Raw genomic sequence first — 24,445 nt, forward strand, 5'->3', positions numbered from 1 at the left:
TAAGGAGAAGGTGCATGAGCGCCATTGTTGACATCATCGGTAGAGAAGTTCTGGATTCACGCGGTAACCCAACGGTTGAATGCGATGTGTTGCTTGAGTCAGGTGTTATGGGTCGTGCGGCCGTACCTTCTGGAGCGTCCACAGGGTCGCGTGAGGCAATTGAGTTGCGCGATGGAGACAAGACGCGTTACTTGGGTAAGGGCGTCCTCAAGGCTGTTCAAAACATCAATATTGAGATTGCAGAATCCATCCTTGGGCTTGATGCTAGTGAGCAAGCCTTTCTTGATCGTACCCTGATTGAATTGGATGGCACTCATAACAAAGCACGCTTAGGTGCAAATGCAACGCTTGCGGTTTCTATGGCCGTAGCCAGAGCAGCAGCTGAAGAAGCGGGTCTACCTTTATATCGTTATTTTGGCGGCTCTGGCGGTATGCAGTTACCAGTCCCTATGATGAATATCGTTAATGGTGGTGCACATGCCAATAACAGTTTAGATATTCAAGAATTCATGGTGATGCCAGTTGGTGCAGAAAACTTCCGTGACGCACTTCGTTGTGGTGCAGAGATCTTCCATGAGCTAAAAAAGATCTTGGGCGCTCAAGGTATGCCGACTACTGTTGGTGATGAGGGTGGTTTTGCACCAAACTTCAAGAGTAATCACGAATGCTTGCAGACCATCATGAAAGCAATTGAGGGTGCAGGCTATACGGCAGGCGAAGATGTTCTATTGGCCCTAGATTGCGCAGCTAGTGAGTTCTACAAAGATGGCAAATATCACTTGTCAGGCGAAGGTCTCCAATTAAGCTCAAGCGAGTTCTCTGATTACCTTGGTAACTTGACAGACCAGTTCCCAATCGTATCGATTGAAGATGGCATGCATGAAGGTGACTGGGATGGCTGGGCTGACATCACCAAAAAGCTTGGTAAGAAAATTCAATTGGTTGGCGATGATTTGTTTGTTACTAACACCCGCATCCTCCAAGAAGGAATAGACAAAGGCATTGCCAACTCTATTCTGATTAAGATTAATCAAATTGGCACATTGACAGAAACGTTTGCTGCTATTGAAATGGCTAAGCGCGCAAACTACACTGCAGTGATTTCCCATCGCTCTGGCGAGACTGAAGACAGCACCATTGCAGATATTGCTGTTGGTACCAACGCAGGTCAAATTAAAACTGGTTCTTTATCTCGCTCTGATCGGATTGCTAAATACAATCAGTTATTGCGTATTGAAGAAGATCTGGGCGATGTGGCAACTTACCCAGGTAAATCTGTTTTCTATAACCTCAAACGCTAATTCAGAGTACTTAATAGCTTATGCGGATCGTCATCTACTCTATGCTGGTATTGCTGATAGCAATCCAGTACCCACTTTGGCTGGGTAAGGGTGGATGGCTAAAGGTTTACGAGATGGAGCGACAGGTAGAGCTTCAAGACGCTAAAAATAGTCTCTTGGCTCTTCGTAATACAAAGCTATCCGGCGATGTTAAAGATTTAAAAGATGGTACTCGAGCAATTGAAGAGCGTGCCCGCGTTGAGCATGGCTTAATTAAAGAGGGTGAGTTTTTTGTGCAAATCTTGCCGGCGGATAAGACATCAACTTCCCAAGCCACAAAACAGTAACTTTTTAATGACCGCTGGATGGGGGTCTTGTGGCATCACTCAATAAATCTGTTTTAAATACCTGCAGGCAATCAACCGCATCAAAGCGGTATGGTTTTGCACAGAAATCACAGATGGTCTCCACGGCTCCCTGCTCCGCAAGAATGCTTTGAACCTCTTCTTCACCAAGCATTCTCAAAATATCCGCAACCTTAGCGCGAGAGCATCTACAGGCAAAACGAATGGGGCGAGCAGGGAAGCTGCGAACTCCATTCTCGGCGGACTCTTCCAAAAATAAACGCCTCAAAATAGTCTCTGGTGGAAGTGTTAATAATTCTTCATTAGTGATTGTTTCCCCAAGCGTTTGAATGCGTGACCAGCCTTCAGCAGCAACCTGTGGATCCAAATGGGCATGACCTCCTGAATTTGGTAGGCGCTGTAGCAATAAACCGCCGACATGGGTATCGCTGGAAGCAAGCCAAATGCGCGTGTCCAATTGTTCGGAGTTTTGCATATACAGGGCTATAGCCTCTGCAGCGCTGGTGACCGGCTTAATGACTACGCCTTGATGATCTTGAAGCGCTACGATGCCTTGATAGGGCGCCTGTCCTGGTTCGCGGTCTGCTGGATCCAGGGTGATTACTAGTCTTCCGCTCCCACTCACATCCAGTAGATCGGCTAATGTTGCGTCGGGCATTATTTCAGAGGGGTCAACTGAGAGCTTTACTGTAGCCCTCATGGATAAATCAGACTTACATTCCACAACCAGAAGCTGAATAGGGCCATTGCTTTGCGCTTGAATTATGAGGGTCCCATCAAATTTAAGGCTAGCACTTAGAAGGGTGGCTGCACCAACAAAGTCACCCAGAATCCGACGGACGGCAGGGGGGTCATTACGACGCTCTAGCACGGCCTGCCAGGCGCTTCCAATCGAGACTATTTCCCCGCGAACTGGGGCGCCATCACACATAAAGACTAGTAATTCATTCATAGAGCAAAGTATCCACTTTTTTTCGGTTTTAGTCTCAGTAAGCGCGACCTGAGATAATGCGGTTTATGCATATCCGTACACGTTTCGCCCCAAGTCCCACGGGCTTTATTCATCTGGGAAATCTTCGCAGCGCTCTTTATCCGTGGGCTTTTGCGCGCCACAATAAGGGTGACTTCATTCTTCGTATTGAAGATACTGACCTTGAGCGCTCATCACAGGAAGCAGTTGACGTCATTATCGAAGGAATGGCGTGGCTTGGCCTCGATTTGGATGAAGGTCCAATCTATCAGATGCAGCGTATTGATCGATACCGTGAAGTAGTAAAACAAATGTTGGATTCTGGATTGGCCTATCCCTGCTACATGAGCGAAGAAGAGCTCAATAAACTCCGTGATCAGCAAATGGCAAGTAAAGAAAAGCCTCGCTATAACGGACTTTGGAGACCTGAGCCTGGCAAAACATTGCCGCCCGTTCCCGAAGGTGTAAGCCCAGTAATCCGCTTTAAGAATCCAATTGGCGGGTCAGTCATTTGGAATGACGCTGTCAAAGGTCAAATAGAAATTAGCAATGATGAGTTGGATGATTTGGTTATTGCTAGGCCAGACGGAACACCTACCTACAACTTTTGCGTGGTGATTGATGACATGGATATGAACATCACCCACGTCATTAGAGGTGATGACCACGTCAATAACACCCCAAGACAAATTAACATCATGAAGGCCCTTGGCGGATCCCCGCCTGTTTATGCCCATCTGCCAACCGTGCTTAATGACGCCGGTGAAAAAATGAGTAAGCGTAATGGCGCAATGAGTGTGAGAGATTATCAAAGAGCAGGTTACCTTCCTGATGCAATCCTGAATTACCTTGCAAGACTTGGCTGGTCTCATGGGGATGCCGAGGTATTTACAAAGGAACAGTTTGTAAATTGGTTTGATTTAGAAAGTTTAGGGCGCTCACCAGCGCAACATAATCCAGAAAAATTACTTTGGCTAAATCATCAATATATTCAGAATTCCGATCCAGTAAAACTAGCAGCTGCTACTAAGCCATTTGCACATGAGATGGGTATGGATACCGAAGCTGGCCCAGACTTTGTTCAGGTGGTTAGCCTATTAAAAGATCGAGCCAATACCCTGATTGAGATTGCCGAGGGTGCAAAGCTTTTTTATTTGCCGGCACCCAATTTAACTGCTGATCAAATTAAGGAAAATATTGCTGAAGCCGTTATGCCTGCCTTAAAGGATTTGGTTGAAGCTATTTCAACCGCTGAACCGACTAAAGAAGCTTATGCAGCTGTTTTTAAGCAAATATTGGCAAAGTACCAAATCAAAATGCCGGCACTAGCAATGCCCGTTAGATACGCATTATTTGCCACCACACAGACCCCAGCGATTGATTCTGTACTGGTTGTGTTGGGCAAGGAGGAGGCTGTCAAAAGGCTTTCTAAGGTAGTCCAATAGAGAATTTGCGCACCTGCACAAAAATAGGATAAAATCTTGGATTGTTTTGAGTGTCTTGTAGTTTTATCGCGGGATTTCGGGGGTATAGCTCAGCTGGGAGAGCGCTTGCATGGCATGCAAGAGGTCAGCGGTTCGATCCCGCTTATCTCCACCAAGCATTTAAAATAGTTTTATGTAGTAGTCCAGGTCCCCATCGTCTAGAGGCCTAGGACATCACCCTTTCACGGTGAGTACGGGGGTTCGAATCCCCCTGGGGACGCCAGATTCTTCTGGTAGAAGTAAAGTTGTATGATGTTGTGTTACGCGATGTATTTGGAGCGGTAGTTCAGTTGGTTAGAATATCGGCCTGTCACGCCGAGGGTCGCGGGTTCGAGTCCCGTCCGTTCCGCCAAGACAAATTAAAAGCCCCCTTAATCGGGGGCTTTTTCTATTCGTAGCCAGCTCTTAATTTAAGAACTTTGCGATTTTCACTGGTTGCTGGATCGAAGTGATGTCGCTCGACGGCGCTAGTCTGGGCTACAAAGTTCAACACTTCGTTCAGAACAATTTCGCGCTCATTATCGATTGTGACAATATGGTAACTATTTCCCAGCCATATAACTCTACGTACCTCTGACTTACAGTGCTCAAGGATTTCTTCTGCCGACCATACAGAGCATGTGTCGTCCTCTACGGACTGTATTATGAGTAATCTACATTTAAGATCTTGCAGGCTATTTTTGGTGCTAGCCATGAGTTTCTTGGCCTCATAAACGTGTCCCGCCGACATAGATGCAGCGCCCACCTCAGACACCTTAGAGGTTTTAAATTTCTCACTGATGCGACGACGTAAGTCAATATTCTTGACGCCAAAAGGCTCACGCTCAGAGTATTCCCAATTTAGAAAGCCCAAAAAACAGAGTAAATCTAAAATAGGCCTATAAAACGGTATGGACCAGCCGTCATATCTGAGGACGGGCGACATTAGCACCAGGGAAGAAATATCTGTTCTTTGTGTGGCCACTAGCGTTGCCAATGTAGCGCCCATGCTAATTCCTGCTAGATTGACTGTCGCGTAGATTTCCTTTTGCGCGTCAATAATTTGATGTAGTTCCTGAACCCAGCCACCAAATTTGCTTGCGGGGCTTCCAAACAAAAAGCCTGGAATTTCTGGAATTAAGACGTCATGACCCGCAGCCTCAAGAAAGCGGGGTAGTTGTCCAAGTTCTAAGCCGCTGCCATTAAGGCCAGGAATAAGAATGGTGAGATCCTGCTTTGCGTGAGAGATAACTGGCTCTAACATCGAAATATGGGCTTATTCAAAGAGATGGGTTAGGATACACCGAAATAGGTAAAAAAGATGAGACATAACTTAAACGCAAAACGCTGGTGCCCAAATAAGAGCTATGGTTATTTGGTAGCAGTATTTGGGGTTCTGATCGCCTTTTCCCTCCGCTATGTCCTTCACCCTTTTCTAGGCGGATCTTTACCTCTATTTTTCTTTCAAGTGAATACCATTTTGATTGCGTTTTTTTTCGGCATCTTCCCGGCGTTCCTTACGCTTGTGCTCAGCGCCCCATTGTTGATCTTTTACTTTATGGAGCCTTTTGGCGCTCTTTCGGTAGTTGATCAAAGAGATGTAACTACCTTGTCCGTTTATCTCTCTTACACCCTTCTAACAGGTGTCTTAGTAGAGCTTCTTCGCCGTGAGCAGTACAACGCAAAAATGGCTGTGCTAGTTAGCGAAACCAGATTAAAGCTCATGGTTGAGGGTGATCAAAAAATGCGTAGCGTGATGAGAAGATCACTCACTAAAGATTCTGGCGAGTAAAAAACGTCCCGATACGGAAGGATTGGCCTGACCTTTGACTCTGCAAAGGCCAGGTTTAGTGGGTTACTTCTTGGGCGCGCTAATTGATGCAGCCATTGCATCAAAGTAAATCACTTTAACTTGCTCACCCACGTTAACATCCGCCAACAGAGCAGGGTTCTTGACGGTAACGGTTGTGATCTTGCCGCTTGGGCCCTTAACGGAAACCAGTTTTTTCTCGCGATTTACTTCCACAATATCAGCGATGATGGTTGTTTTATTGGTAATCGTCTCGGATGGTTTTTCATTGGTCTTAGATTTGGTTGCCGTGTTGGTTTCAACTTTTGAGCGAACGCCATCACTTTTAGTCTTCATCAACTCAATAGCCACGGCGAGCTCGTAATTTACATTAACTCGATCACCTTTTTTAATCTGAGCAAAGTTAGTGATGTCAGGACCAGCGACAAACTTAGATTCACCATCTTTGTTTTTAAAGGTAATAGTGCGAGTCTTCTTGTCAATTTTGACCACTTCACCTTCAAATAGCTGATAACGATTTTCTGTTACGGCAGCATCGATAACTGTTGGTTTGGCCGCAGGCGTAGATTGAGCAAAAGCCGTGGAAGTTCCAACAAAAAGGGTTGCAATAACCAAAGCAATCGGAGCATATTTAATATTCATCATTTTTCCTTATTTATAAAAGGTACTAAATTCAATCTTAGCCTATTTTTAGGGCTAATTTAGGCCACATAGCCAGATATTAGATGGCAAGGCTTAAATGGCTATCTTTTGTTAATATCTCCCATCACATTGTTTTGCCTGTTTCTTATACAAGGAATTTAAATGCCACAGTTTGCCGCCAATCTCACCATGCTATTTAATGAAGCGCCATTTATGGAGCGGTTTGAAAAGGCGGCGAAGTCTGGATTTCAGGCCGTTGAATTTCTCTTTCCTTATGCTTTCTCTGCTGAAGATATCAAGCAAAAGCTGGAGCAAAATAAACTCAAATTAGTTCTCCATAATTTACCTGCAGGTGATTGGGAAGCTGGAGAGCGTGGCATTGCCTGTTTGCCAGATCGTGTTGCAGAATTTCAGGAGGGCGTTGCTAAAGCTATTAATTATGCAAAGGCGCTTGATGTTAAGCAGTTAAATTGTTTGGCTGGAAAAATTCCTGCCGGTGCTGATAAAGAGTTATTGCATAAAACATTTATTTCAAACTTACGTTATGCGGCAACTGAACTAAAAAATGCCAATATCAAACTTCTAATAGAGCCAATAAATACTTTCGATATTCCTGGCTTCTATTTATCCAGAACGCAGCAAGCCCTAGATATTCTGAATGAGGTAGGTTCAGATAATTTATTTATTCAGTATGACATCTACCATGCCCAGCGTATGGAAGGTGAGCTCTGCAAAACTATAGAAGCCAATCTTTCTAAAATTGCCCATATTCAATTGGCGGATAATCCTGGCAGAAATGAGCCAGGCACTGGAGAAATTAATTACCCGCATCTATTTCAGTTCATCGATAGCATTGGCTATCAAGGTTGGATTGGCTGCGAATATAAACCATCATCCAATACTGAAGCAGGATTGGGCTGGATTAAAAATTTAAATCAATAACGATACGGAGACATTATGAGCAAGCAATTAAAGCTAGGATTTGTTGGTTTGGGAATAATGGGCGCACCCATGGCGAGCCATTTAATCAATGCAGGCCACGAGGTGTTTATTAATACTCGTAGCAAGGTACCAGAAGGGCTGGCATGTTCATCAGCAGTGCAATGTGCTTCACCTCAAGAAGTTGCGAGCACAGCCGACATTATTTTTACGATGGTCCCAGATACTCCTGATGTTGAGAGGGTGCTATTTGGTGATAACGGTATAGCATCAGGCCTCTCTAAAGGAAAGATTGTTGTTGATATGAGTTCCATATCCCCAATTTCTACCAAAGAGTTTGCTAAGAAAATAAATGCATTGGGCTGCGATTACTTAGATGCTCCAGTTTCTGGCGGTGAGCTTGGTGCAAAAAATGCGACCCTTTCAATCATGGTTGGCGGAGATGAGGGTGTCTTTGATAAGGTGAAGCCAGTATTTGAGTTGATGGGCAAAAATATTAATCTTGTTGGCGGAAATGGAGATGGTCAAACTGCTAAGGTGGCCAATCAAATTATTGTTGCCCTGAATATTGAGGCCGTAGCAGAAGCACTATTGTTCGCTTCAAAAGCTGGTGCAGATCCTGCAAAGGTACGTCAGGCTTTAATGGGCGGTTTTGCAAGCTCCAAGATATTAGAGGTGCACGGCGAAAGAATGGTCAAGCGCACCTTTGATCCCGGTTTCAGAATTGAATTACATCAAAAAGATTTAAACCTTGCCCTCAATAGCGCTAGAGCTTTGGGTGTTTCATTGCCAAATACAGCCACAGCACAGGAATTATTTAATTCATGCGCAGCTCATGGTGGTAAAGCCTGGGATCACTCAGCAATGGTGCGCGCTCTAGAGAAGCTTGCAAACTTTGAAATTGGGCAAAAGGCATAAGCACCCACATGCCTTCAACTTTAGTAGTCTATTTACATGGTTTTCGCTCCTCCCCAAGATCGAGTAAAGCGGTCTTGACGGGGGATGCAATAAAAGCCTTATCCACTGCGAATAATCCAATGGAGTGGTATTGTCCTCAATTGTTAGCTTCACCAAAGGACAGCATGGATATGGTGATACGGCATATTGAAGCATCAACACATGATCGCTTAGTAGTTATCGGCTCTTCTTTGGGTGGCTACTACACCAACTACTTGGCCGAAAAGTTTGGCTGCAAAGCCGTAGCTCTTAACCCAGCAGTTAGAGCACCGAAAGAGTTGGCGCCGCATGTTGGAATGCTGACCTCATACGACACCAATGAGCCCTACGATTTTCGTCCAGAATACATTTATGAACTAAAGGCGCTACAGGTTGAATCTATTAGCAACCCGTCGCGTTACTTTCTGATCGCCGCAAAAGGTGACGAGCTCCTGGATTGGCAGGAAATGGTTGATTTCTACAGGGGTTCAGAGCAGCTGGTGCTTGATGGGGGTGACCATGGCATTTCAGATTATCCCGACCACTTGCTCAAAGTCTTAAATTTCATTGCTTCATGATGGATTGATTGCTGCTCGCTTCTTCTGTAAGATGATCTAAACAGCTGCTGCTCATTTGCGCTGTCTAGAAAGGAGAGTTTGTGCTGAGCATCTTGAAATTAGACGCAGGTGGAATTCCTCAGGGCTGGGTTAATACAGAAGAAGCCACCAAGCAATATGCGGATAGTAGCGTTTTGTGGACTTTAGGTGACCCCATTTTCCAAATGCGTGGCGGTATTTCAAGATCTACTGGCAAGCAGTCCATTATCGAATTGCACTCCATCATTGCGGTAAAGGGCAGTACCAAGATCAACCTCTTTGATGTGGTTCCTGTAATTACGAAACATAAACTGTTCAAGCGTGATCGCGGACTATGTGCTTATTGTGGTGACCCCATACACGAAAACCAAGCTGAAGCCGAGCACATCATACCCAATAGTCGTGGTGGTAAATATAGCTGGATGAACTTAGTCATTTCGTGCAGACCTTGTAATCAACGTAAAGGTAATCGTACTCCAGATCAGGCGGGCATGTCCTTGTTGTATACCCCGTACTTACCCAGTCTTTATGAAGATATGATCCTGAAAGGCCGTAATATATTGGCAGATCAAATGGACTTCCTTGCAGCCAATCTGCCTAAAAATAGCCGCCTTCTAGAAGGTCTAATCTGAGCCCAAGAATAGGGCGGTGTAATTTTTTTCATCCACCCAAGATATATTCCTTCAGAATCATTCTTGCAGCTTTGCTGCTATCTGTATTAGGACATCTCATTCTTTTTTTTGGGCTACCTTTCATCTCTTTTTCTGAACCCGCACCAATCGCAGATGACTTAATCATTAGGACCGAACTAAAAGTAGAACCTCCCAAGAAAATCCATATTACAAAAGCGGTAAAGAAAACCCCAAAGGCAAGTACTGCAACTAATACGATTGAAGGACTAAGTTCAACCACTCAGCAGGGTGGTGATTCCAATCAAGCAGGCGTAGCTTTTAAATTACCCGAGTCAGGCATCATTTATTACGACTCTTATGTGGATGGTCAAAAGTATCAAACCGGCGAGATCGATTGGATAGTTGATGGTAACAACTATCGCCTCTATATCAACATCCCATATGCATTTGTTGGCCCGTTTGTATTTGAATCTCGTGGCTCAGTTGATTCCTATGGAATAGCCCCGATTCTCTATTGGTCACAACGGGGTACAAAACCCCCACGTTATTCGCGCTTTGATCGAAATGACAGTGGGCGAGGGCAGATGTTCTTCTCTGAGAAACCCGAGTTCACCCCGGAAATATTGCCCGGAACCCAAGATCGCTTCAGTTTAATGTTCCAGCTCGCCTCATTATTAAATGGAGATGGCAAATTGGATGAGGCGGGGTCTATTCGACAAATACCGGTGGTTGACTACAACACTCTAGAAATGTGGAGCTTTAAAAGTTATGGCGAGACGACATCAGAAGATATACCCAGTCTTGGCAAGTCCATAAATCGTCATTACGCCTTAATGCAACGAGAAAATGACCCTTATAAGCGCCAGGTAGACATCTGGCTTGCAAAAGACCTTGAGTGGCTACCAGGGCGCATTCGCTCTCAAGAGTCAAGTGGAAGGGTGCTTGAGCTGGTTTTCAAGCAAAAGAACCCTATTGCAACTGTAAATACGCCTTAATTCTAGAAACCAGATCCAGATCTCGGGTTTTGATTATTGTGACCTAGTAGCGCACCCATCATTGTGTACAAGGCAGCGCCTGACATTGATACTGCAAAAATCCCAGAAAAAGAGATGATGATGGGCAGAATGCGCCACTGCTCTGATAATTTGTAATCACCATATCCTACAGTGGTGTACATTTCACCGGCAAAGTAAAAGGTTTGTGGGTTAGTTGGGAATACCTTTAGGGCTACGCAAATGTAGGCCCAGACTACGATTTCAGCTAAATGAATAGCAATAACTAAGAGTATGGCTACAAAATACGACAGAAAGCTTGCTCCAACAATGCGCCGTCTAGTCATGACTTGATCGATAGCATGAAATGCACCGGCAATACCCAGAACGGCAACTGCATGAACAGCCAGCATCAGGCATGCGCTTACGACAATAACCCAGATCTGACTATTGCCCATATCTGTATTGATCTCGTTGAATAGGGTTGTAAAGCTAGGAAGATCAGTGTTTTGAAAAAGGCTAAGCATGGTCATTTTTGAGTAGGTTGGATTACAGATATATCTTATTTGACATAATAATGATTATACGCATATAGGCATATCAGGATTTAGGCTGACCAAGAACCTTAGGCGCCACATAAGGCTGCTTATAAAGCTTCTGCCAGCGTGAACTTAAGCCTTCTGCAATCCATGGCTTCTCGTAAATGAGTGCAATATCAATTGCTGTAGATCCTTGTGAGTTACGTACCTGCAGATCGGCCCCTTTATCTAGCAATAACTTAACCAATGCTTCATTTCCAGACTGAACCGCCATCATTAGAGGCGTTGTATTGCCAGGACTAGGAGCATCAACAATAGCTCCGTTGGCGAGCAAATACTGGGCAACGTCAAGGTGACCCCTTGAACATGCGTAATGCAATGGAGTCCACCCTATGTGATTAATTTGAGCGTTTTGTACCTGTATGAGGCTCTTTACAAGGACTAAATTGCCCTCAATAGATGCAATCATGAGTGGTGTTTCGCCGAATTTATTGGAAATATCCACATCAGTAGCCTTATTAGTCACTAGAAACGTGATGACATCCTCAGACCTGTCCTTAATTGCTAGATTCAGCATTAATTCACCTTTGGCATCGATTGAATTCGGGCTAACACCTTTAGAAACCAGAGATCTAACGGTAGAAACATCGTTAAATTTAGCTGCTTTAGCGAAATCAGCAATATCAGAATCTGATTGGGCTAAAGCGAAGTTGTTTAGGCTAAATAAAACACCAAGCATGCAGATAATTATCTTAATCTTATTTCTCATGAAAATTTCCTATCTATATGAAAACATTCATAAAAATTACTTGAAGTTTGATTAGCCAGGTCTTCAATGGATACACCTTTGAGATTGGCAATATATTCACCGACTTTAGATACCCATGCAGGCTCATTTGTCTTGCCGCGATATGGGATGGGTGCCAAATAAGGTGAATCTGTCTCAATGAGCATTCTATCCAGGGGCACCTGTTTACAGGTTTCTTGGAGTTCTTTAGCGCTTTTGAAGGTCACAATACCCGAAAAAGAGATAAAAAACCCCATATCCATGGCCGCCTTTGCAACATCGTAGGATTCAGTAAAGCAATGCATCACCCCGCCAATTTGTTGAGCGCCCTCCTCTTTGAGGATTTTGATGGTGTCCTCAGAGGCGGCCCTTGTATGGATGATGAGAGGCTTCTTAGATGCGATGGAGGCTCTGATATGGGTTCTAAACCGCGCTCGTTGCCATTCCATGGACTCATAGCTACGATCTCCCATGCGGTAGTAATCAAGTCCTGTTTCGCCAATTGCCACGATTTTCGGGTGCTTTAAAGCCATCTCAACCAGAAAATCAAAGGTAGGTTCAGGGGTGTCTTCGTAATCAGGATGAACGCCAACAGACGCGAAGAGGTTGGGATGATCTTGCGCCAATTTGAGTACGTTAGGAAAGTCCGGCAAATCAACCGAGACACACAAAGCGTGACTCACTTTGGCCAACTGCATATTGCTCAATACTTCCGGCAAACGGGATTGAAATTCCAGGAAATCGAGGTGGCAATGGGAGTCTATGAACATGACTCGTTATTTTAGACTGCTTGGGTTGATTCTATGGGCCAAAAATCTGTTGGTATTGGGAAAGCAAAGCTTCTAACTGGATGCGGTTGGCTAGAGGGTGATTTTCATGGCGACGAGCCTGTAGCAGAGACTTCCATAGCTGGAGCATTCTTTGAACGTTCACTGCTTTTGAAAGACTCTGAAGTGTAGATATATGCTTTGGGTAATACCGTGGCGCACCACCCTGGGCAACCGACTGCAAATCTGAGATCCATCGTTGCATGCTTGCCAAAAGAAAGCCATATTGAGCCTTGTGTGTCTTCTCGGCTGTATCTAGCCAATTAATTCCCACGCCTTGAGCCATCGATTGCAATAGGTAGCGTGACGCCTGAATTGATATCGTGAGCTCATCCTTCTCATCTTTATTGTGTCTTGCGATCAAAGAGCTCAACACTGAGAATGGCGCTCCGCCCTGCTCATCGTAAATGGTTTCGACATCCCCATCGTTCACTTTTAGGCCGTCAATATTATTCAGCTGGGTTTTTAGCCAAGCCAATCCCTGCTCGCGATCAGGGCGTGGTGCAGTCAGAAGTCGGCAGCGCGATCTAATCGTAGGTAAGACGCGATCAACACGATCGGCCAACAATATAAAAATGGTGTTTGCTGGAGGCTCTTCTAGAGACTTTAATAAAGTGTTAGCGGAGTCTGTGCGCAACATTTCTAACGGATAAATCAATATCACTCGATTGCCACCACGATGTGAGCCAATTGAAAGATTTTCTATGGCATGACGGGTTTCTTCAATGGAGATATTTTTCTTCTCCTTTTTTTCGCTTGAATCGCCGTCATCATCGCGTGCCGCTTTACCTCTTTTGGGTGTTTCGTCACTCTCATAATCAGCGTGAGGTAGGAGCTTTCGATGTGTTTCAGGAACTAAAGCTATAAAGTCCGGATGGTTGCCCGTATCAAACCAGTGGCAGGCCTCGCATTGATTGCAGGGCTTTATAGCTGCATTTGAATTCTCGCAAAGAAGTGCCTTAGCAAGTTCAACAGAGAACGCAAACTTACCGATACCGGACTGGCCGTGCAACAAAATCGCATTGGGGAAGTTGGCAAAATCCAAACTTTCCCATAATGGTTTAAGCCAAGGCGCCATCAGATTATCTTGCTTCACTTAAATCGCAATCTGAATAAGTTTCAGACCGTCCCAAATAGCTTCAGGGGTTTTTGTTGCATCGACTAGATGAAAGCGTGATGAATCATCATTGGCTCTTCTCAAGTATTCCTGACGAACTCTTTCGAAAAAATCTAGATCCATTTTTTCAAATTTATCTGGGGCTCGAACCTTGGAGCGACGAGCCTCCGCAATCTCACCAGGTAAGTCAAAAAGAATTGTTAAGTTGGGTTGCAAAAGTGAACCATCGGGGCGACCCTGAACCCAGCGTTCTAATTCATTTAACTTTACCAAGCTCAAGCCGCGACCACCACCTTGGTAGGCGAAGCTAGCATCTGTAAAGCGATCTGAAATTACAATCTTTCCTGCCGACAGCGCCGGCTCAATAACCTGTGCAATATGTTCACGACGTGCAGCAAACATTAATAAGGCCTCAGTCTCCAAATTCATGGGGGCATCTAAAAGTAGGTTGCGTAATTGCTCGCCCAAACCAGTACCACCAGGTTCACGTGTCATCACCACCTCTTTGTTTGGGTAGCGCTCTTGTATCAAATTTCTAAAGGCGTCGACGTGTGTACTCTTTCCTGCGCCATCGATGCCTTCGAAACTAATGAAATATCCGTTTTGTGCTGATGTCATAGTTAAATGAATTTAGTTGGCGCCCTTTCCAGGCGGAATTTTGCGTTGATACTGGTCTACTGCTGACTCATGCTCTTTTAAGCTTTGAGAAAAGTGACTGCTACCATCGCCCTTTGCCACGAAAAATAAGGCCTCACTTTTAGCAGGATGCGCAGAAGCCAAAATAGACTCTTTGCTGGGCATTGCGATGGGGCTAGGAGGTAAACCTTTATGCATATAGGTATTGTAGGCAGTGTCTTTGCGTAAATCCGCTTTCCGCAAATTTCCATCAAATTTAGTGCCTATTCCGTAGATAACCGTAGGGTCCGTTTGGAGAGACATTCCTTTATTGAGACGATTTATAAATACAGCGGAAATCATATCCCGATCTCTTGCGCGGCCAGTTTCTTTTTCGATGATAGAAGACAGGATTAAGAGTTCATAGGGTGTTTTTAAGGGAAGCCCAAACTCTTTTTGCTCCCAAGCTTGGTTTAGTTGCTTTTGCATGGCTTGTGCGGCTCTACGATATATATTTAAATCCGGTTCATCTGGGTCAAATATATAGGTATCAGGAAGAAATAGTCCTTCGTCGCTGGGATAGCTAAGATTGAGGGATTGCAACAAGTCCTTGTTGCTCATTCCCTTGGTTTGGTGGATAAGAGCCGGGTGCATATCGATGATGCCCCGCAGTTGCCAAATAGTCATGCCCGGAATAATCGCAATACTTTCCCTCACTCGATCCCCGCGTGCAATTTGCAGCAACACTTTACCGAGACTTCCTCCCACTGGGAGCATATAAGTGCCTGGCTTTAGTTTTGATCCTACGAAAAGACTTCTAGCTCCTACCTGGATAGTGAATTTATTGATCGATAAGCCTTGTTCACCAAACTGATCGGCAATGCTAGAAAGGCTCGAATTCGGATTAATCTTCACTTTATAAACAGGCGCGCTATCTACATTGGGAGTGTTGGGCACCACTGGCAGTAAAAAAATACCGCCATAAATTAGACCTAGCAAGATTGACAAAATGGTCAACCAATACTTTAGACCTCGATCTTTTGACTTTTTCTTAATAAATAGAGATCTGCTCTGAATTTTTCTGCTCATCAGGCTATGATAAAAGGGTCATGATAAATACCCCCAAAATTGAGCAAAACTGGCTAAATAACCCTACTTCCCTGCCCTGCAATTTGCCGCAGTGGGGGTTAATCCTGGTTGAGGGCTCAGATGCTGCAAGTTTTTTACAAAATCAATTAACAAATTCAGTATTGGGACTAAACCGCACCCTTCCCGGACAAATGGCCCAAAATTTTTCAGGTGTCCGCCTAGTAGGTTATTGCAGCCCTAAAGGGAGGTTGCTTGCAAGCGCATGGCTTGGATTGTTTCCATCTGGCGAGAATGCCGAAGATCGCTTTGCTTTATTTATTTCGAAGGATATTGCTGCAAGTACAGCAAAACGTTTATCCATGTTTGTACTGCGCTCAAAGGTCAAAGTTACCGATGTATCTGAGGATTGGATTATTTCTGGACTACATTGTTCTGAGGAACAGATTGTCGAGTTTAGGCTTGATCCTAGTGCTATAGCTTTACGTATGCCCGATGTTTTGGCAAATAATCAATCGGTTGCCCGTCTTTTATTTGCAATGCCCGTTGATAAGCAATCAAGTGCACGCGACTCTAATGAAATGCTTCAAACATGGAATGAGCTTGAGGTCTTAAGTGCCATTCCTAGAATTGTTCAAGCAACTCAGGAGCAATTTGTACCCCAAATGATTAATTTTGAATCTGTTGCCGGCGTTGATTTTAAAAAAGGGTGTTATCCAGGCCAAGAAATCGTTGCTCGCAGTCAATATCGCGGCGCCATCAAGCGTCGACTACAAATTGCCCGTATAGATATCAGTAGCTCAGATGAAAACCTACCCATGCCGGGCGTTGAACTTTTCCACTCCAATGACCCCTCCCAGCCAGCAGGAATGGTAGTTTTATCTGCACATTCCCCAGGGTATGGTGACCGCATTGACCTTCAGGTCGAGTGCAAGTTAGAGGCGCTTGAAAATGGGGAAATTCATCTTGGTAGCCCTGAGGGACCTGTGTTAAAAATAGATTTATTGCCCTACCCTTTGCTCGAAATTTAATACCCCTTATGTGCCTTATTCTCTTCGCTTGGAATTCTCACCCAGAATATTCACTGGTGGTAGCGGCGAACCGTGATGAGTTTTACGAACGCAATACCGATGGCGTTTCTTGGTGGTCTGAACATCCTCATGTTTTGGCAGGCAGAGATCGGGCTGATGTATTGGGTAATCCCGGCACCTGGCTTGGATTTACCAAAACTGGAAAATTTGCAGCCTTAACAAATGTTCGAGCGCCTAGCGAAAAAAATCCTGATTCTAGAACGCGTGGTGAACTGTCTTTGATGTACCTCACCGGTAATGAGCGCCCCTCGGAATTTATCCAAGGAAATGCAAAGCGTTTTCAGCAATACAACGGCTTTAATCTTTTGATGGCGGATTTAAGTGATCCAGCCAATGCCGAAATGCATTGGGTCAGCAATCGTATGATGATTGGGCAAAGTATTCGTCCGCGGAAAGTTTTTCCACAACAAACGTTAGAGCCAGGAGTTTATGGTTTGTCTAATGCCATGCTTGATACTCCGTGGCCAAAAGTAAATCACCGTGTAGCTGCATTTGCTCAGGCATTGGCTATGGATCAAGGGCAACTTAAAAATGCAGATCCGTATTTAAAGCTATTAGCAGACACGCACCACGCTAGTGATAACGAACTTCCTAACACGGGGGTTAGTCGTGAATGGGAGAAGGCACTATCTCCCGCGTTTATTAAAACCCCCGCCTATGGAACGCGTTCAAGTACAGTTTTGAGGGTACGGAAAGACGGTCAGTTTGAGATGGTGGAGCGTCGCTTTGACGCTTCAGGAACTGTAGGTCATGACGTTGTTACGGGCGTCCTTAGCTCTGCATCAGATTCAAATTTATCTGTTTAGCATTACTCAAAGCGACCATCATCGTTTATAACTCGATCACCATCTGCATTACGAGCTACTAAGCGCTTCAGGTACTTGAAAGTACCGGTAGACATGCAGCAAATTTCACCTTGATCGTTATAAAGCTTGGCTTCGCAAAAAGCCATCGTTGCAGTTCTGCGAACGGTATCAGCCTTAACTCTTAATACACCAGTAGCGGCTTGCATGAAATTATTCTTCATCTCAATGGTTACCACACTACGATCACCAGGATCTCCAGAACGTGCAGCAACAGCCATAGCTACATCCATTAGCGTTAACAAAACGCCTCCATGTGCTACTTCCCAGGTGTTGTTGTGCTCGGGTTTGAGGGCTAGCAAAATCTCCCCTTTGCCCATTTCAGCGCTTAAGCAACGAACACCCAAAAGCTTTAAAAAGGGCACATTCAACTCTTCGCCTAAATTAGCTAATTGTGCTTGTGGATTCATTTGGACTTGTTTATTCATAGATTAATTTTAGAGCCATGCACGTGATTTAGTAAATCCACCTAGAATACCTCCATGGCCTTTACTTTAAGCGGCAATGATGCCTGCCAAGCAACCCTCCCCACCCCGATACCCAATCCCTACTGGGTCGCATTTTCACCCTCTTCCGCCAAATTGGTGGGTATCGACCTGGACGAAAATCATCTGCCCGTAGATAAAACATGGCTAGAGGTATTGTCTGGTAACGGTTTAAATACAGCCAACCATCAATTTCCAAATCCTATGGCAACAGCCTATAGCGGACATCAATTTGGGGTATGGGCTGGTCAACTGGGTGATGGACGCGCAATATTGTTAGGCAATATTGCTAGCCAAGAATTACAACTTAAAGGGGCTGGGATAACGCGATTCTCCCGCATGGGTGATGGTCGTGCTGTACTGCGCTCGTCTATAAGGGAATTCTTATGCAGCGAGTCAATGCATGCTCTGGGCATTCCAACTACGAGAGCGCTTTCAATTGTTGGCTCAGATATGCCCGTCAGAAGAGAAACTTTAGAGACTGCAGCGGTTTGTGCTCGCTTAGCACCAAGCTTTATTCGGGTTGGCCACTTTGAGCATTACGCTTCACTGCAAAACCATGCAAGGTTAAAAGAGCTCGCAGATTACCTCATAGAAATACATTACCCAGAATCCCTACAGACTGATGAGCCTTACTTGGAATTATTTAAAAGAATTTGCGCACGCAACGCTAATTTAGTCGCTCAATGGCAGGCTGTGGGCTTTTGTCATGGGGTTCTCAATAGTGACAATATTAGCGTGCTTGGATTGACTATTGACTATGGCCCTTTTGGATTTTTAGACCAGTTTCAGATCGACCATATTTGCAACCATAGCGATCAAGGTGGTCGTTATGCCTACCATCGTCAACCACAAATCATGCATTGGAATATGGCATGCTTGGCCAGCGCCATGATTCCACTACTTGAGCTCCGCCACGGTGAAAAAGAAGCCCAAGATCTACTGCGTTCAGCCCTTGAAGAGTTCCCAAATACTTATGCGAGAGCTTGGCAATCGTTGTTTCGTAATAAATTGGGATTTAGTACGGAGCAAGATGGGGACGTCGCCCTGATTGAACGGTTATTGCAGGCAATGCATGATTCGAAGGTGGATTTCACGAACTTCTTTCGCAACCTTGGAAAGCTCAAGTCAAAACTGCCTATTTCGCAGATTTCCTTAAGAGATGATTTTATTGACCGTGATGCAATTGATCTTTGGTTCGTTGATTATTTAGCTCGCTTACAGAGTGAATCCAGCAATGATTCAGAGCGACACCTAGCAATGAATCGAGTAAACCCAAAATACATCCTGCGAAATCATCTTGCCCAGTTCGCCATTGAACAGGCGCAGAAAAAAGACTTTTCTGAGGTATCAAAGATTCTTAAGATTTTAAGCAACCCGTTTGATGATCAGCCAGAATTTGCTTCTTACTCGCTAGCTCCGCCACCAGATATGGATATGGTCGAAGTAAGCTGCTCCTCATAGGTGTTTAATAGGAAAATCATATTATTGGAGTCAAAATGACAAAAACAGATAAAGAATATAAGCAATCATTAAGTGATATAGAGTACCGCGTCACTCGAGAAGCGGCAACCGAGCGGCCTTTTACTGGCAAATACTGGGATCACTGGGACAAAGGTCGCTATCAGTGCGTTTGCTGCGGTACGCCACTCTTTTTATCAGAGACCAAGTTCGACGCTGGTTGTGGTTGGCCAAGCTATAACGCACCAGAAGTTGCATCCTCTATTAAGGAAATTCGAGATACTACTCATGGCATGATTCGTACCGAAGTCCGTTGCGCAAATTGCGATGCGCATTTAGGCCATGTATTTGAGGATGGCCCTATGCCAACCGGTTTGCGCTACTGTATTAACTCTGCATCCTTGAGTTTTGAGCCAGGCACTAACGCTATACCTGCAAAAACAGATGAATAAATTAAATAGCTGGATAATCACTTTATGAAATTTTTATTCGACCTATTCCCTATCATTCTCTTCTTTGTCGCATTTAAGCTGGGTGATATATACACAGCGACTATCGTAGCTATGGTTGCCACTATCGGACAGATTCTTTGGGTCTATTACCGCCATCGCAAGATCGATGCCATGCAATGGATAAGTCTTGTCATGATTGTTGTGTTTGGCAGCCTCACAATCTTCTTGCATGACAAAACATTTATTCAATTAAAGCCGACAGCGCTTTACTGGCTCTTTTCAGGCGCCCTATTTATCAGTGCTCAGTTTTTTCAAAAGAATTGGATACAAGTATTAATGGGAAAGCAGGTAACGCTCAAAGCAGCATCAGCGCATTCAGTTTGGCGTAGCCTCAATGTGGCTTGGGCTATATTCTTTTTCTTCATGGGCGCACTCAATCTGTATGTTGCTTTTGAGTACTCAGAAGAAACTTGGGTTAACTTTAAATTATTCGGCAGTACTGGCCTCTTATTAATTTTTGTCATTCTTCAAGGAGTTTGGCTCTCCAAGCACATGGAGCACCCAAGCGAATGAGCATCAATCAACAACGGATTGCCGCTTTCGATGAAGATCTACGGAAAGCTTTTCAGGTTCAAGCCTTAAAGATTGAAGATGAAAGTCATCTTCATGCTGGCCATGCAGGCGCAGCTAGTGGCGGCGGCCACTTTCGACTTGAAATCATCGCCTCAGAGTTTAAGGGTTTGAACCTAGTGGCTCGTCATAGGGCTGTTTATGCTGCCTTGAATCGCCATATTCCCAAGGAAATTCATGCTTTAACCATTACTGCCCTAGCCCCAGACGAAGTTGCTGTCTAGGGCTACTTTAGAATGGCTCTATTCCCTTTTAATTAATTATCAAAACCATGATCAATAAACGTCAAATACTCTCAATCGGCCTTCTTGGAACCACTCTTTTATCTGCAAATGCTATCGCACAGAATGCCGTCATCGTGAATGGCAAGGCAATTCCTAAAGTGCAATTAGATAAGCTAGTTCAACGTTCAGGACAGCCCGATAATCCTCAGGTACGCGATCAAGCTCGTGAGATGTTGGTCACCCGTGAATTGGTACTGCAAGAAGCTGACAAGCGCGGGGTCATTCAGAATGAAATGGTACGTGAGCAATTAGAGCAAGCGCGTATAGGGGTTTTAGTAGCTGCCGTATTTGAGGATTATGTTGAAAAAGAAGGTGTTGCAGAAGCCGATCTGAAAGCCGCTTATGAATCTGCAAAGGCGCAATACAGTGGCAAGGAATATCACGTAGAACATATCTTGGTAGAAAAAGAAGCCGATGCCAAGGCAATTACTGCGCAGCTTAAGGCGGGCGCTAATTTCGAAGATATCGCTAAAGCAAAGTCACTGGACCCGGGCTCCGCTAAAAATGGCGGCGATCTTGGCTGGGTTAGCGATAAAGCATTAGTGCCAGAGTTTTCTAAAGCAATGGTGCAGCTCAAAAATGGGCAAATCACTGATAAGCCTGTGAAATCACAGTTTGGTTGGCACATCATTAAGGTGATGGACTCTCGTGATATTCAAGCCCCAAGCTTTGAAGAAATGAAGGCTCAATTGAAGCAGATGATCATCTCTGATAAGAATTGGCAAAAGGCGAAGTTCTCTGAAATGATGCAAAAACTACGCGCTAAGGCAAAGATTCAATAAAAAGCTGGTAGCTCTATCTAGCGGGGTAATGTCGCGGTCTGAGTTTTTGGATCGCCATACCCGCCAGTCCGCAAGCAAATGCGGACATTACAAATACATCTCTAGGTTGAGATGCCTCCCATATCCAACCAGCACATAACCCCCCGAGCGTTCCGCCAAGACCGTATGAGATGGTAGCCATCAAAGCTTGACCTCTAGCCTGTACCGGGCCCGTGAACCAACGTTGCAAAAGTTTTGTAGCGGCACTATGGTGCGCAGCAAAAGTGCCAGCATGCATTAATTGCGCCAATATCAAAACGGAAGTGATTGGTAGGAAGGCTATTAAAGCAAATCTGACTACTCCAATTCCAAAGGCGGCCTGCAATATCACCTCGGCATCTAACCGACTCAATACCTTGCTTTGAAAGTAAAAGAAAATGACTTCAGCGAAAACTCCTAGAGCCCAAAACAGGCCAATCTGAAATTTGTTGTACCCAAGGTTTGAGAGATAAAGAGAGTAAAAAACATATAAAGCAGCGTGGGCAAAGATCATAAAAAATCCAGACACTAAAAACCACCGAACATCTGGATTAAAAAGCACAACCAATAACTCCCCTTTCACCATTTTGCGACGCTCCATCTTGGGCTCGTGTAGACAAAAAGTAATAAGAGCTAGGGCAATTAAAACAACGGTGCCCACAATGGGATAAAGCCCAATGCTTTTGCGCTGGAATAGCTCTCCTGCAGCAAGAACCATGGCAATAAAGCCGATAGACCCCCAGAGACGCAAGCGTCCGTAACGCTTATCAAAGGAATTATCTTTGTATAAGGCATGAATAGTGGCTGACTCACCAAGCGGCATCAAACTACTCAAAATGGTGTGCAACACAAACATCCAAATAAAAAATCCGATGTAGCTATGCAAGAAATAAATGCATAAGAAAACTACCGCTGCAAGACATGCACAGAATCGAATAATGCTAATCCGATTAGAAAGGTAGTCCGATAACCAACCCCAAGAAAAAGGGCCAACAATGCGGGTGATCTGCAACATAGACATCAATGCAGCAATCTCTATAACACTAAAGCCCCGTTCTAAAAAGAACAGGCTAGCGTATGGAGAAACTAACCCAACATAAGCGAAATATAAAAAGAAAAAGGACCCGAAGGCCCAGCGTAGCGAAGGCGTCATCGATTAAGCCAATTAATTGCGGAATGAGCCTGGTTGAGAGGCTGGAATAGACGCAGCATCTGGTACATCAGCGCATTGAGCGCGATGGCGTAGAGCATGATCCATTAATACTAGCGCTAACATTGCTTCAGCAATCGGTGTTGCACGAATACCAACGCAAGGGTCATGCCTGCCTTTGGTTTGAACTGTAATCGGCTTTCCATCTAAATCGACAGACTGCTTCGGGCTCATGATGCTCGAAGTTGGTTTGATTGCGATAGAAACACGCAGATCTTGACCGCTACTAATGCCGCCCAAAGTACCGCCAGAGTTATTGCTTGCAAAGCCATCGGGATGAAGCTCATCTCCATGCTCGCTACCGCGCTGAACTACCGACTTAAAGCCAGCGCCAATCTCAACACCTTTAACGGCGTTGATACCCATCATGGCATGTGCAATATCGGCATCCAACTTATCGAATAAAGGCTCACCCAAGCCAACAGGAACATTACGAGCCCTTACCTCGATACGTGCCCCACAAGAATCCCCTGCTTTACGTAACTCATCCATATAGCCTTCAAGCTGAGGGATGATTTCAGAATTAGCGGCAAAGAATGGATTCCGGTCAATCTGAGCGGAATCTTTAAATGGAATTTCAAGTTCGCCCAATTGACTCATATAGCCATAAAACTCAGTGCCATATTTCTCATGAAGCCATTTTTTGGCGATCGCAGCGGCAGCAACAACTGGCGCCGTTAAGCGAGCGGATGAGCGACCGCCACCACGGGGGTCACGAATGCCATATTTATTTTGATACGCATAATCAGCATGACCAGGTCTAAAGGTCTGCAAGATATCACCATAATCCTGGCTGCGTTGGTCTGTATTACGGATTAGTAGCGCAATAGGGGTGCCTGTTGTTTTGCCCTCAAACACACCTGAAAGGATCTCAACTTTGTCCTCTTCTTTGCGCTGCGTAACGTGACGAGATGTACCTGGTTTGCGACGATCTAAGTCCAACTGAATGTCAGCTTCTGAAAGATTCATACCTGGCGGGCAACCATCAACCACCGCCCCGATTGCGGGACCGTGGGATTCACCAAAAGTGGTAACAGTAAAAAGTAGGCCTAAAGTATTTCCTGACATATCGACATTATGTCATTTGTCGGAAAATGATGGCTAGAACGACTTAGGAAGCTGCTTTTTCAGTATCTTCCGGCCAATCACGAATATAGGCCTTGAGCATCGTATTTTCGAAGTCCTGGGCTTCCACCACCGATTTTGCTACGTCGTAGAAAGAAATAACGCCCATCAACATCTTTTGATCGACTACTGGCAAATAGCGCGCATGGTCTACCAGCATCATGCGCCGAACCTCATCAATCTCGGTTTCCATATTGCAGGTCAAAGGTGTTTGATTCATCACAGTATTTACTTGAAGACCTTCAAGCTTGCCGTGATGTTTAGCTAAAGCGGCAATAACTTCACGGAAGGTCAGAATGCCAACCAGTTTGTCATACTCCATGACCACCAATGAACCAATGTCGTGCTCACTCATTACTAGCACTGCAGTTTGCAGCGCCGTATCAGGGGCTACTGTAAAAAGGGTGCTTCCCTTGACGCGTAATATGTCACGAACTTTCATTTGGTC

The 24,445-nt window shown here is 44.8% G+C and carries 29 protein-coding genes and 3 tRNA genes; 19 read left to right on the forward strand and 13 right to left on the reverse strand.

From position 1 onward, the window contains the following. Positions 1-14: 14 nt before the first annotated feature. Together eno and ftsB are read left to right on the forward strand one after the other, a co-directional pair. Positions 15-1,301, forward strand: a complete 1,287-nt coding sequence (gene eno / locus C2755_RS05135; RefSeq protein ID WP_215322172.1) for a phosphopyruvate hydratase — start codon at positions 15-17, stop codon at positions 1,299-1,301. Positions 1,302-1,321: 20 nt separating this feature from the next. Continuing rightward, complete coding sequence (ftsB, locus tag C2755_RS05140; RefSeq protein ID WP_215322174.1) at positions 1,322-1,627, forward strand: cell division protein FtsB; 306 nt, start codon at positions 1,322-1,324, stop codon at positions 1,625-1,627. Between the two features lie 4 nt (positions 1,628-1,631). Here ftsB and C2755_RS05145 read toward each other — a convergent pair whose 3' ends face one another. Then, positions 1,632-2,597, reverse strand: coding sequence for an Hsp33 family molecular chaperone HslO (locus C2755_RS05145; RefSeq protein ID WP_215322175.1), 966 nt, complete (start codon positions 2,595-2,597; stop codon positions 1,632-1,634). Positions 2,598-2,653: 56 nt separating this feature from the next. Between C2755_RS05145 and gltX the strand changes: the two genes are divergently transcribed. From gltX to C2755_RS05165, 4 genes are all read left to right on the forward strand, one after another. Further along, complete coding sequence (gene gltX, locus C2755_RS05150) at positions 2,654-4,060, forward strand: glutamate--tRNA ligase (RefSeq protein ID WP_215322177.1); 1,407 nt, start codon at positions 2,654-2,656, stop codon at positions 4,058-4,060. 78 nt (positions 4,061-4,138) lie between these two features. Beyond that, positions 4,139-4,214, forward strand: a tRNA-Ala gene (locus tag C2755_RS05155). Between the two features lie 32 nt (positions 4,215-4,246). Then, positions 4,247-4,322 (forward strand) — tRNA-Glu (locus C2755_RS05160). Positions 4,323-4,374: 52 nt separating this feature from the next. Next, positions 4,375-4,451, forward strand: a tRNA-Asp gene (locus tag C2755_RS05165). 36 nt (positions 4,452-4,487) lie between these two features. Here the strand turns inward: C2755_RS05165 and C2755_RS05170 are convergent. Then, on the reverse strand, positions 4,488-5,342 hold the full coding sequence (locus tag C2755_RS05170) for a carboxylesterase (protein ID WP_215322179.1): 855 nt from the start codon (positions 5,340-5,342) through the stop codon (positions 4,488-4,490). Positions 5,343-5,399: 57 nt separating this feature from the next. Between C2755_RS05170 and C2755_RS05175 the strand changes: the two genes are divergently transcribed. Next, positions 5,400-5,870, forward strand: a complete 471-nt coding sequence (locus C2755_RS05175) for a DUF4118 domain-containing protein (protein WP_215322180.1) — start codon at positions 5,400-5,402, stop codon at positions 5,868-5,870. A 63-nt stretch (positions 5,871-5,933) separates the two neighbouring features. Here C2755_RS05175 and C2755_RS05180 read toward each other — a convergent pair whose 3' ends face one another. Further along, complete coding sequence (locus tag C2755_RS05180; protein WP_251368554.1) at positions 5,934-6,533, reverse strand: hypothetical protein; 600 nt, start codon at positions 6,531-6,533, stop codon at positions 5,934-5,936. A gap of 159 nt (positions 6,534-6,692) precedes the next feature. Between C2755_RS05180 and hyi the strand changes: the two genes are divergently transcribed. From hyi to C2755_RS05205, 5 genes are all read left to right on the forward strand, one after another. Beyond that, positions 6,693-7,472: a hydroxypyruvate isomerase gene (gene hyi / locus C2755_RS05185; RefSeq protein ID WP_215322182.1), complete on the forward strand. Its 780-nt coding sequence runs from the start codon at positions 6,693-6,695 to the stop codon at positions 7,470-7,472. Between the two features lie 15 nt (positions 7,473-7,487). Continuing rightward, positions 7,488-8,387, forward strand: coding sequence for a 2-hydroxy-3-oxopropionate reductase (glxR, locus tag C2755_RS05190; protein ID WP_371816840.1), 900 nt, complete (start codon positions 7,488-7,490; stop codon positions 8,385-8,387). 8 nt (positions 8,388-8,395) lie between these two features. Continuing rightward, the gene (locus C2755_RS05195; protein ID WP_215322184.1) at positions 8,396-8,983 is read left to right on the forward strand and encodes a YqiA/YcfP family alpha/beta fold hydrolase; all 588 of its coding nucleotides are present in this window, start codon (positions 8,396-8,398) and stop codon (positions 8,981-8,983) included. Between the two features lie 80 nt (positions 8,984-9,063). Continuing rightward, positions 9,064-9,633: an HNH endonuclease gene (locus C2755_RS05200; protein ID WP_371816841.1), complete on the forward strand. Its 570-nt coding sequence runs from the start codon at positions 9,064-9,066 to the stop codon at positions 9,631-9,633. 71 nt (positions 9,634-9,704) lie between these two features. Continuing rightward, positions 9,705-10,628 carry a DUF3108 domain-containing protein gene (locus tag C2755_RS05205; protein WP_251368555.1) on the forward strand — a complete coding sequence of 308 codons (924 nt, stop codon included), beginning with the start codon at positions 9,705-9,707 and terminating at the stop codon, positions 10,626-10,628. A 2-nt stretch (positions 10,629-10,630) separates the two neighbouring features. Here the strand turns inward: C2755_RS05205 and C2755_RS05210 are convergent, their stop codons facing one another. From C2755_RS05210 to mltG, 6 genes are all read right to left on the reverse strand, one after another. Beyond that, the gene (locus C2755_RS05210) at positions 10,631-11,152 is read right to left on the reverse strand and encodes an ion channel (protein WP_215322186.1); all 522 of its coding nucleotides are present in this window, start codon (positions 11,150-11,152) and stop codon (positions 10,631-10,633) included. A gap of 73 nt (positions 11,153-11,225) precedes the next feature. Next, positions 11,226-11,933 carry an ankyrin repeat domain-containing protein gene (locus tag C2755_RS05215; protein ID WP_215322188.1) on the reverse strand — a complete coding sequence of 236 codons (708 nt, stop codon included), beginning with the start codon at positions 11,931-11,933 and terminating at the stop codon, positions 11,226-11,228. Next, the gene (locus C2755_RS05220; protein ID WP_215322190.1) at positions 11,930-12,721 is read right to left on the reverse strand and encodes a TatD family hydrolase; all 792 of its coding nucleotides are present in this window, start codon (positions 12,719-12,721) and stop codon (positions 11,930-11,932) included. The genes C2755_RS05215 and C2755_RS05220 overlap by 4 nt, the downstream gene beginning before the upstream one ends. Positions 12,722-12,752: 31 nt before the next feature. Next, positions 12,753-13,874 carry a DNA polymerase III subunit delta' gene (locus tag C2755_RS05225; protein ID WP_215322192.1) on the reverse strand — a complete coding sequence of 374 codons (1,122 nt, stop codon included), beginning with the start codon at positions 13,872-13,874 and terminating at the stop codon, positions 12,753-12,755. Further along, positions 13,875-14,513 (reverse strand): dTMP kinase, encoded by a 639-nt coding sequence (gene tmk / locus C2755_RS05230; RefSeq protein WP_215322193.1) that lies wholly within the window; start codon positions 14,511-14,513, stop codon positions 13,875-13,877. Positions 14,514-14,525: 12 nt separating this feature from the next. Further along, entirely contained in the window at positions 14,526-15,599 is a 1,074-nt protein-coding gene (gene mltG / locus C2755_RS05235; protein ID WP_215322195.1) for an endolytic transglycosylase MltG, read from the reverse strand. 20 nt (positions 15,600-15,619) lie between these two features. On the opposite strand from mltG, the gene C2755_RS05240 reads away from it, so the two are divergent. Next, the gene (locus C2755_RS05240; RefSeq protein WP_215322196.1) at positions 15,620-16,627 is read left to right on the forward strand and encodes a folate-binding protein YgfZ; all 1,008 of its coding nucleotides are present in this window, start codon (positions 15,620-15,622) and stop codon (positions 16,625-16,627) included. 8 nt (positions 16,628-16,635) lie between these two features. After that, the gene (locus C2755_RS05245) at positions 16,636-17,493 is read left to right on the forward strand and encodes an NRDE family protein (RefSeq protein WP_215322198.1); all 858 of its coding nucleotides are present in this window, start codon (positions 16,636-16,638) and stop codon (positions 17,491-17,493) included. 2 nt (positions 17,494-17,495) lie between these two features. On the opposite strand, the gene C2755_RS05250 is transcribed toward C2755_RS05245, so the two are convergent. Beyond that, the gene (locus C2755_RS05250) at positions 17,496-17,978 is read right to left on the reverse strand and encodes a PaaI family thioesterase (protein ID WP_215322200.1); all 483 of its coding nucleotides are present in this window, start codon (positions 17,976-17,978) and stop codon (positions 17,496-17,498) included. A 54-nt stretch (positions 17,979-18,032) separates the two neighbouring features. Here C2755_RS05250 and C2755_RS05255 point away from each other — a divergent pair, with 54 nt between their 5' ends. From C2755_RS05255 to C2755_RS05275, 5 genes are read left to right on the forward strand one after another with little or no spacing between them, the layout of a single operon-like run. Further along, positions 18,033-19,499, forward strand: a complete 1,467-nt coding sequence (locus C2755_RS05255; protein ID WP_215322202.1) for a YdiU family protein — start codon at positions 18,033-18,035, stop codon at positions 19,497-19,499. Positions 19,500-19,534: 35 nt separating this feature from the next. Further along, positions 19,535-19,948 (forward strand): peptide-methionine (R)-S-oxide reductase MsrB, encoded by a 414-nt coding sequence (gene msrB / locus C2755_RS05260; protein ID WP_215322204.1) that lies wholly within the window; start codon positions 19,535-19,537, stop codon positions 19,946-19,948. A gap of 24 nt (positions 19,949-19,972) precedes the next feature. After that, positions 19,973-20,521 (forward strand): septation protein A, encoded by a 549-nt coding sequence (locus tag C2755_RS05265; RefSeq protein ID WP_215322206.1) that lies wholly within the window; start codon positions 19,973-19,975, stop codon positions 20,519-20,521. Next, the gene (locus C2755_RS05270) at positions 20,518-20,802 is read left to right on the forward strand and encodes a BolA family transcriptional regulator (RefSeq protein ID WP_215322208.1); all 285 of its coding nucleotides are present in this window, start codon (positions 20,518-20,520) and stop codon (positions 20,800-20,802) included. The genes C2755_RS05265 and C2755_RS05270 overlap by 4 nt, the downstream gene beginning before the upstream one ends. A 47-nt stretch (positions 20,803-20,849) precedes the next feature. Then, entirely contained in the window at positions 20,850-21,644 is a 795-nt protein-coding gene (locus C2755_RS05275; protein ID WP_215322210.1) for a peptidylprolyl isomerase, read from the forward strand. A gap of 13 nt (positions 21,645-21,657) precedes the next feature. Here the strand turns inward: C2755_RS05275 and C2755_RS05280 are convergent, their stop codons facing one another. The 3 genes from C2755_RS05280 to C2755_RS05290 are packed head-to-tail and all read right to left on the reverse strand — an operon-like array spanning position 21,658 to position 24,439. Further along, positions 21,658-22,815, reverse strand: coding sequence for an MFS transporter (locus C2755_RS05280; RefSeq protein ID WP_215322211.1), 1,158 nt, complete (start codon positions 22,813-22,815; stop codon positions 21,658-21,660). A gap of 12 nt (positions 22,816-22,827) precedes the next feature. Then, a complete protein-coding gene (gene aroC / locus C2755_RS05285; protein ID WP_215322213.1) occupies positions 22,828-23,940 on the reverse strand; it encodes a chorismate synthase in 1,113 nt (370 codons plus the stop codon). A gap of 43 nt (positions 23,941-23,983) precedes the next feature. Further along, positions 23,984-24,439 carry a CBS domain-containing protein gene (locus C2755_RS05290; RefSeq protein ID WP_072582442.1) on the reverse strand — a complete coding sequence of 152 codons (456 nt, stop codon included), beginning with the start codon at positions 24,437-24,439 and terminating at the stop codon, positions 23,984-23,986. Positions 24,440-24,445 lie beyond the last annotated feature (6 nt).

Origin of the sequence: Polynucleobacter sp. MWH-S4W17 (genome assembly GCF_018687535.1) — a bacterium.
Taxonomy (GTDB): Bacteria; Pseudomonadota; Gammaproteobacteria; order Burkholderiales; family Burkholderiaceae; genus Polynucleobacter.

What these genes read in the sequence shown, in the direction of transcription:
- eno (WP_215322172.1), top strand. Translation starts at nt 15, where the DNA reads ATGAGCGCCATTGTTGACATCATCGGTAGAGAAGTTCTGGATTCACGC.
- ftsB (WP_215322174.1), top strand. Translation starts at nt 1,322, where the DNA reads ATGCGGATCGTCATCTACTCTATGCTGGTATTGCTGATAGCAATCCAG.
- C2755_RS05145 (WP_215322175.1), bottom strand. Translation starts at nt 2,597, where the DNA reads ATGAATGAATTACTAGTCTTTATGTGTGATGGCGCCCCAGTTCGCGGG.
- gltX (WP_215322177.1), top strand. Translation starts at nt 2,654, where the DNA reads ATGCGGTTTATGCATATCCGTACACGTTTCGCCCCAAGTCCCACGGGC.
- C2755_RS05170 (WP_215322179.1), bottom strand. Translation starts at nt 5,342, where the DNA reads ATGTTAGAGCCAGTTATCTCTCACGCAAAGCAGGATCTCACCATTCTT.
- C2755_RS05175 (WP_215322180.1), top strand. Translation starts at nt 5,400, where the DNA reads ATGAGACATAACTTAAACGCAAAACGCTGGTGCCCAAATAAGAGCTAT.
- C2755_RS05180 (WP_251368554.1), bottom strand. Translation starts at nt 6,533, where the DNA reads ATGATGAATATTAAATATGCTCCGATTGCTTTGGTTATTGCAACCCTT.
- hyi (WP_215322182.1), top strand. Translation starts at nt 6,693, where the DNA reads ATGCCACAGTTTGCCGCCAATCTCACCATGCTATTTAATGAAGCGCCA.
- glxR (WP_371816840.1), top strand. Translation starts at nt 7,488, where the DNA reads ATGAGCAAGCAATTAAAGCTAGGATTTGTTGGTTTGGGAATAATGGGC.
- C2755_RS05195 (WP_215322184.1), top strand. Translation starts at nt 8,396, where the DNA reads ATGCCTTCAACTTTAGTAGTCTATTTACATGGTTTTCGCTCCTCCCCA.
- C2755_RS05210 (WP_215322186.1), bottom strand. Translation starts at nt 11,152, where the DNA reads ATGCTTAGCCTTTTTCAAAACACTGATCTTCCTAGCTTTACAACCCTA.
- C2755_RS05215 (WP_215322188.1), bottom strand. Translation starts at nt 11,933, where the DNA reads ATGAGAAATAAGATTAAGATAATTATCTGCATGCTTGGTGTTTTATTT.
- C2755_RS05220 (WP_215322190.1), bottom strand. Translation starts at nt 12,721, where the DNA reads ATGTTCATAGACTCCCATTGCCACCTCGATTTCCTGGAATTTCAATCC.
- tmk (WP_215322193.1), bottom strand. Translation starts at nt 14,513, where the DNA reads ATGACATCAGCACAAAACGGATATTTCATTAGTTTCGAAGGCATCGAT.
- mltG (WP_215322195.1), bottom strand. Translation starts at nt 15,599, where the DNA reads ATGAGCAGAAAAATTCAGAGCAGATCTCTATTTATTAAGAAAAAGTCA.
- C2755_RS05240 (WP_215322196.1), top strand. Translation starts at nt 15,620, where the DNA reads ATGATAAATACCCCCAAAATTGAGCAAAACTGGCTAAATAACCCTACT.
- C2755_RS05245 (WP_215322198.1), top strand. Translation starts at nt 16,636, where the DNA reads ATGTGCCTTATTCTCTTCGCTTGGAATTCTCACCCAGAATATTCACTG.
- C2755_RS05250 (WP_215322200.1), bottom strand. Translation starts at nt 17,978, where the DNA reads ATGAATAAACAAGTCCAAATGAATCCACAAGCACAATTAGCTAATTTA.
- C2755_RS05255 (WP_215322202.1), top strand. Translation starts at nt 18,033, where the DNA reads ATGGCCTTTACTTTAAGCGGCAATGATGCCTGCCAAGCAACCCTCCCC.
- msrB (WP_215322204.1), top strand. Translation starts at nt 19,535, where the DNA reads ATGACAAAAACAGATAAAGAATATAAGCAATCATTAAGTGATATAGAG.
- C2755_RS05265 (WP_215322206.1), top strand. Translation starts at nt 19,973, where the DNA reads ATGAAATTTTTATTCGACCTATTCCCTATCATTCTCTTCTTTGTCGCA.
- C2755_RS05270 (WP_215322208.1), top strand. Translation starts at nt 20,518, where the DNA reads ATGAGCATCAATCAACAACGGATTGCCGCTTTCGATGAAGATCTACGG.
- C2755_RS05275 (WP_215322210.1), top strand. Translation starts at nt 20,850, where the DNA reads ATGATCAATAAACGTCAAATACTCTCAATCGGCCTTCTTGGAACCACT.
- C2755_RS05280 (WP_215322211.1), bottom strand. Translation starts at nt 22,815, where the DNA reads ATGACGCCTTCGCTACGCTGGGCCTTCGGGTCCTTTTTCTTTTTATAT.
- aroC (WP_215322213.1), bottom strand. Translation starts at nt 23,940, where the DNA reads ATGTCAGGAAATACTTTAGGCCTACTTTTTACTGTTACCACTTTTGGT.
- C2755_RS05290 (WP_072582442.1), bottom strand. Translation starts at nt 24,439, where the DNA reads ATGAAAGTTCGTGACATATTACGCGTCAAGGGAAGCACCCTTTTTACA.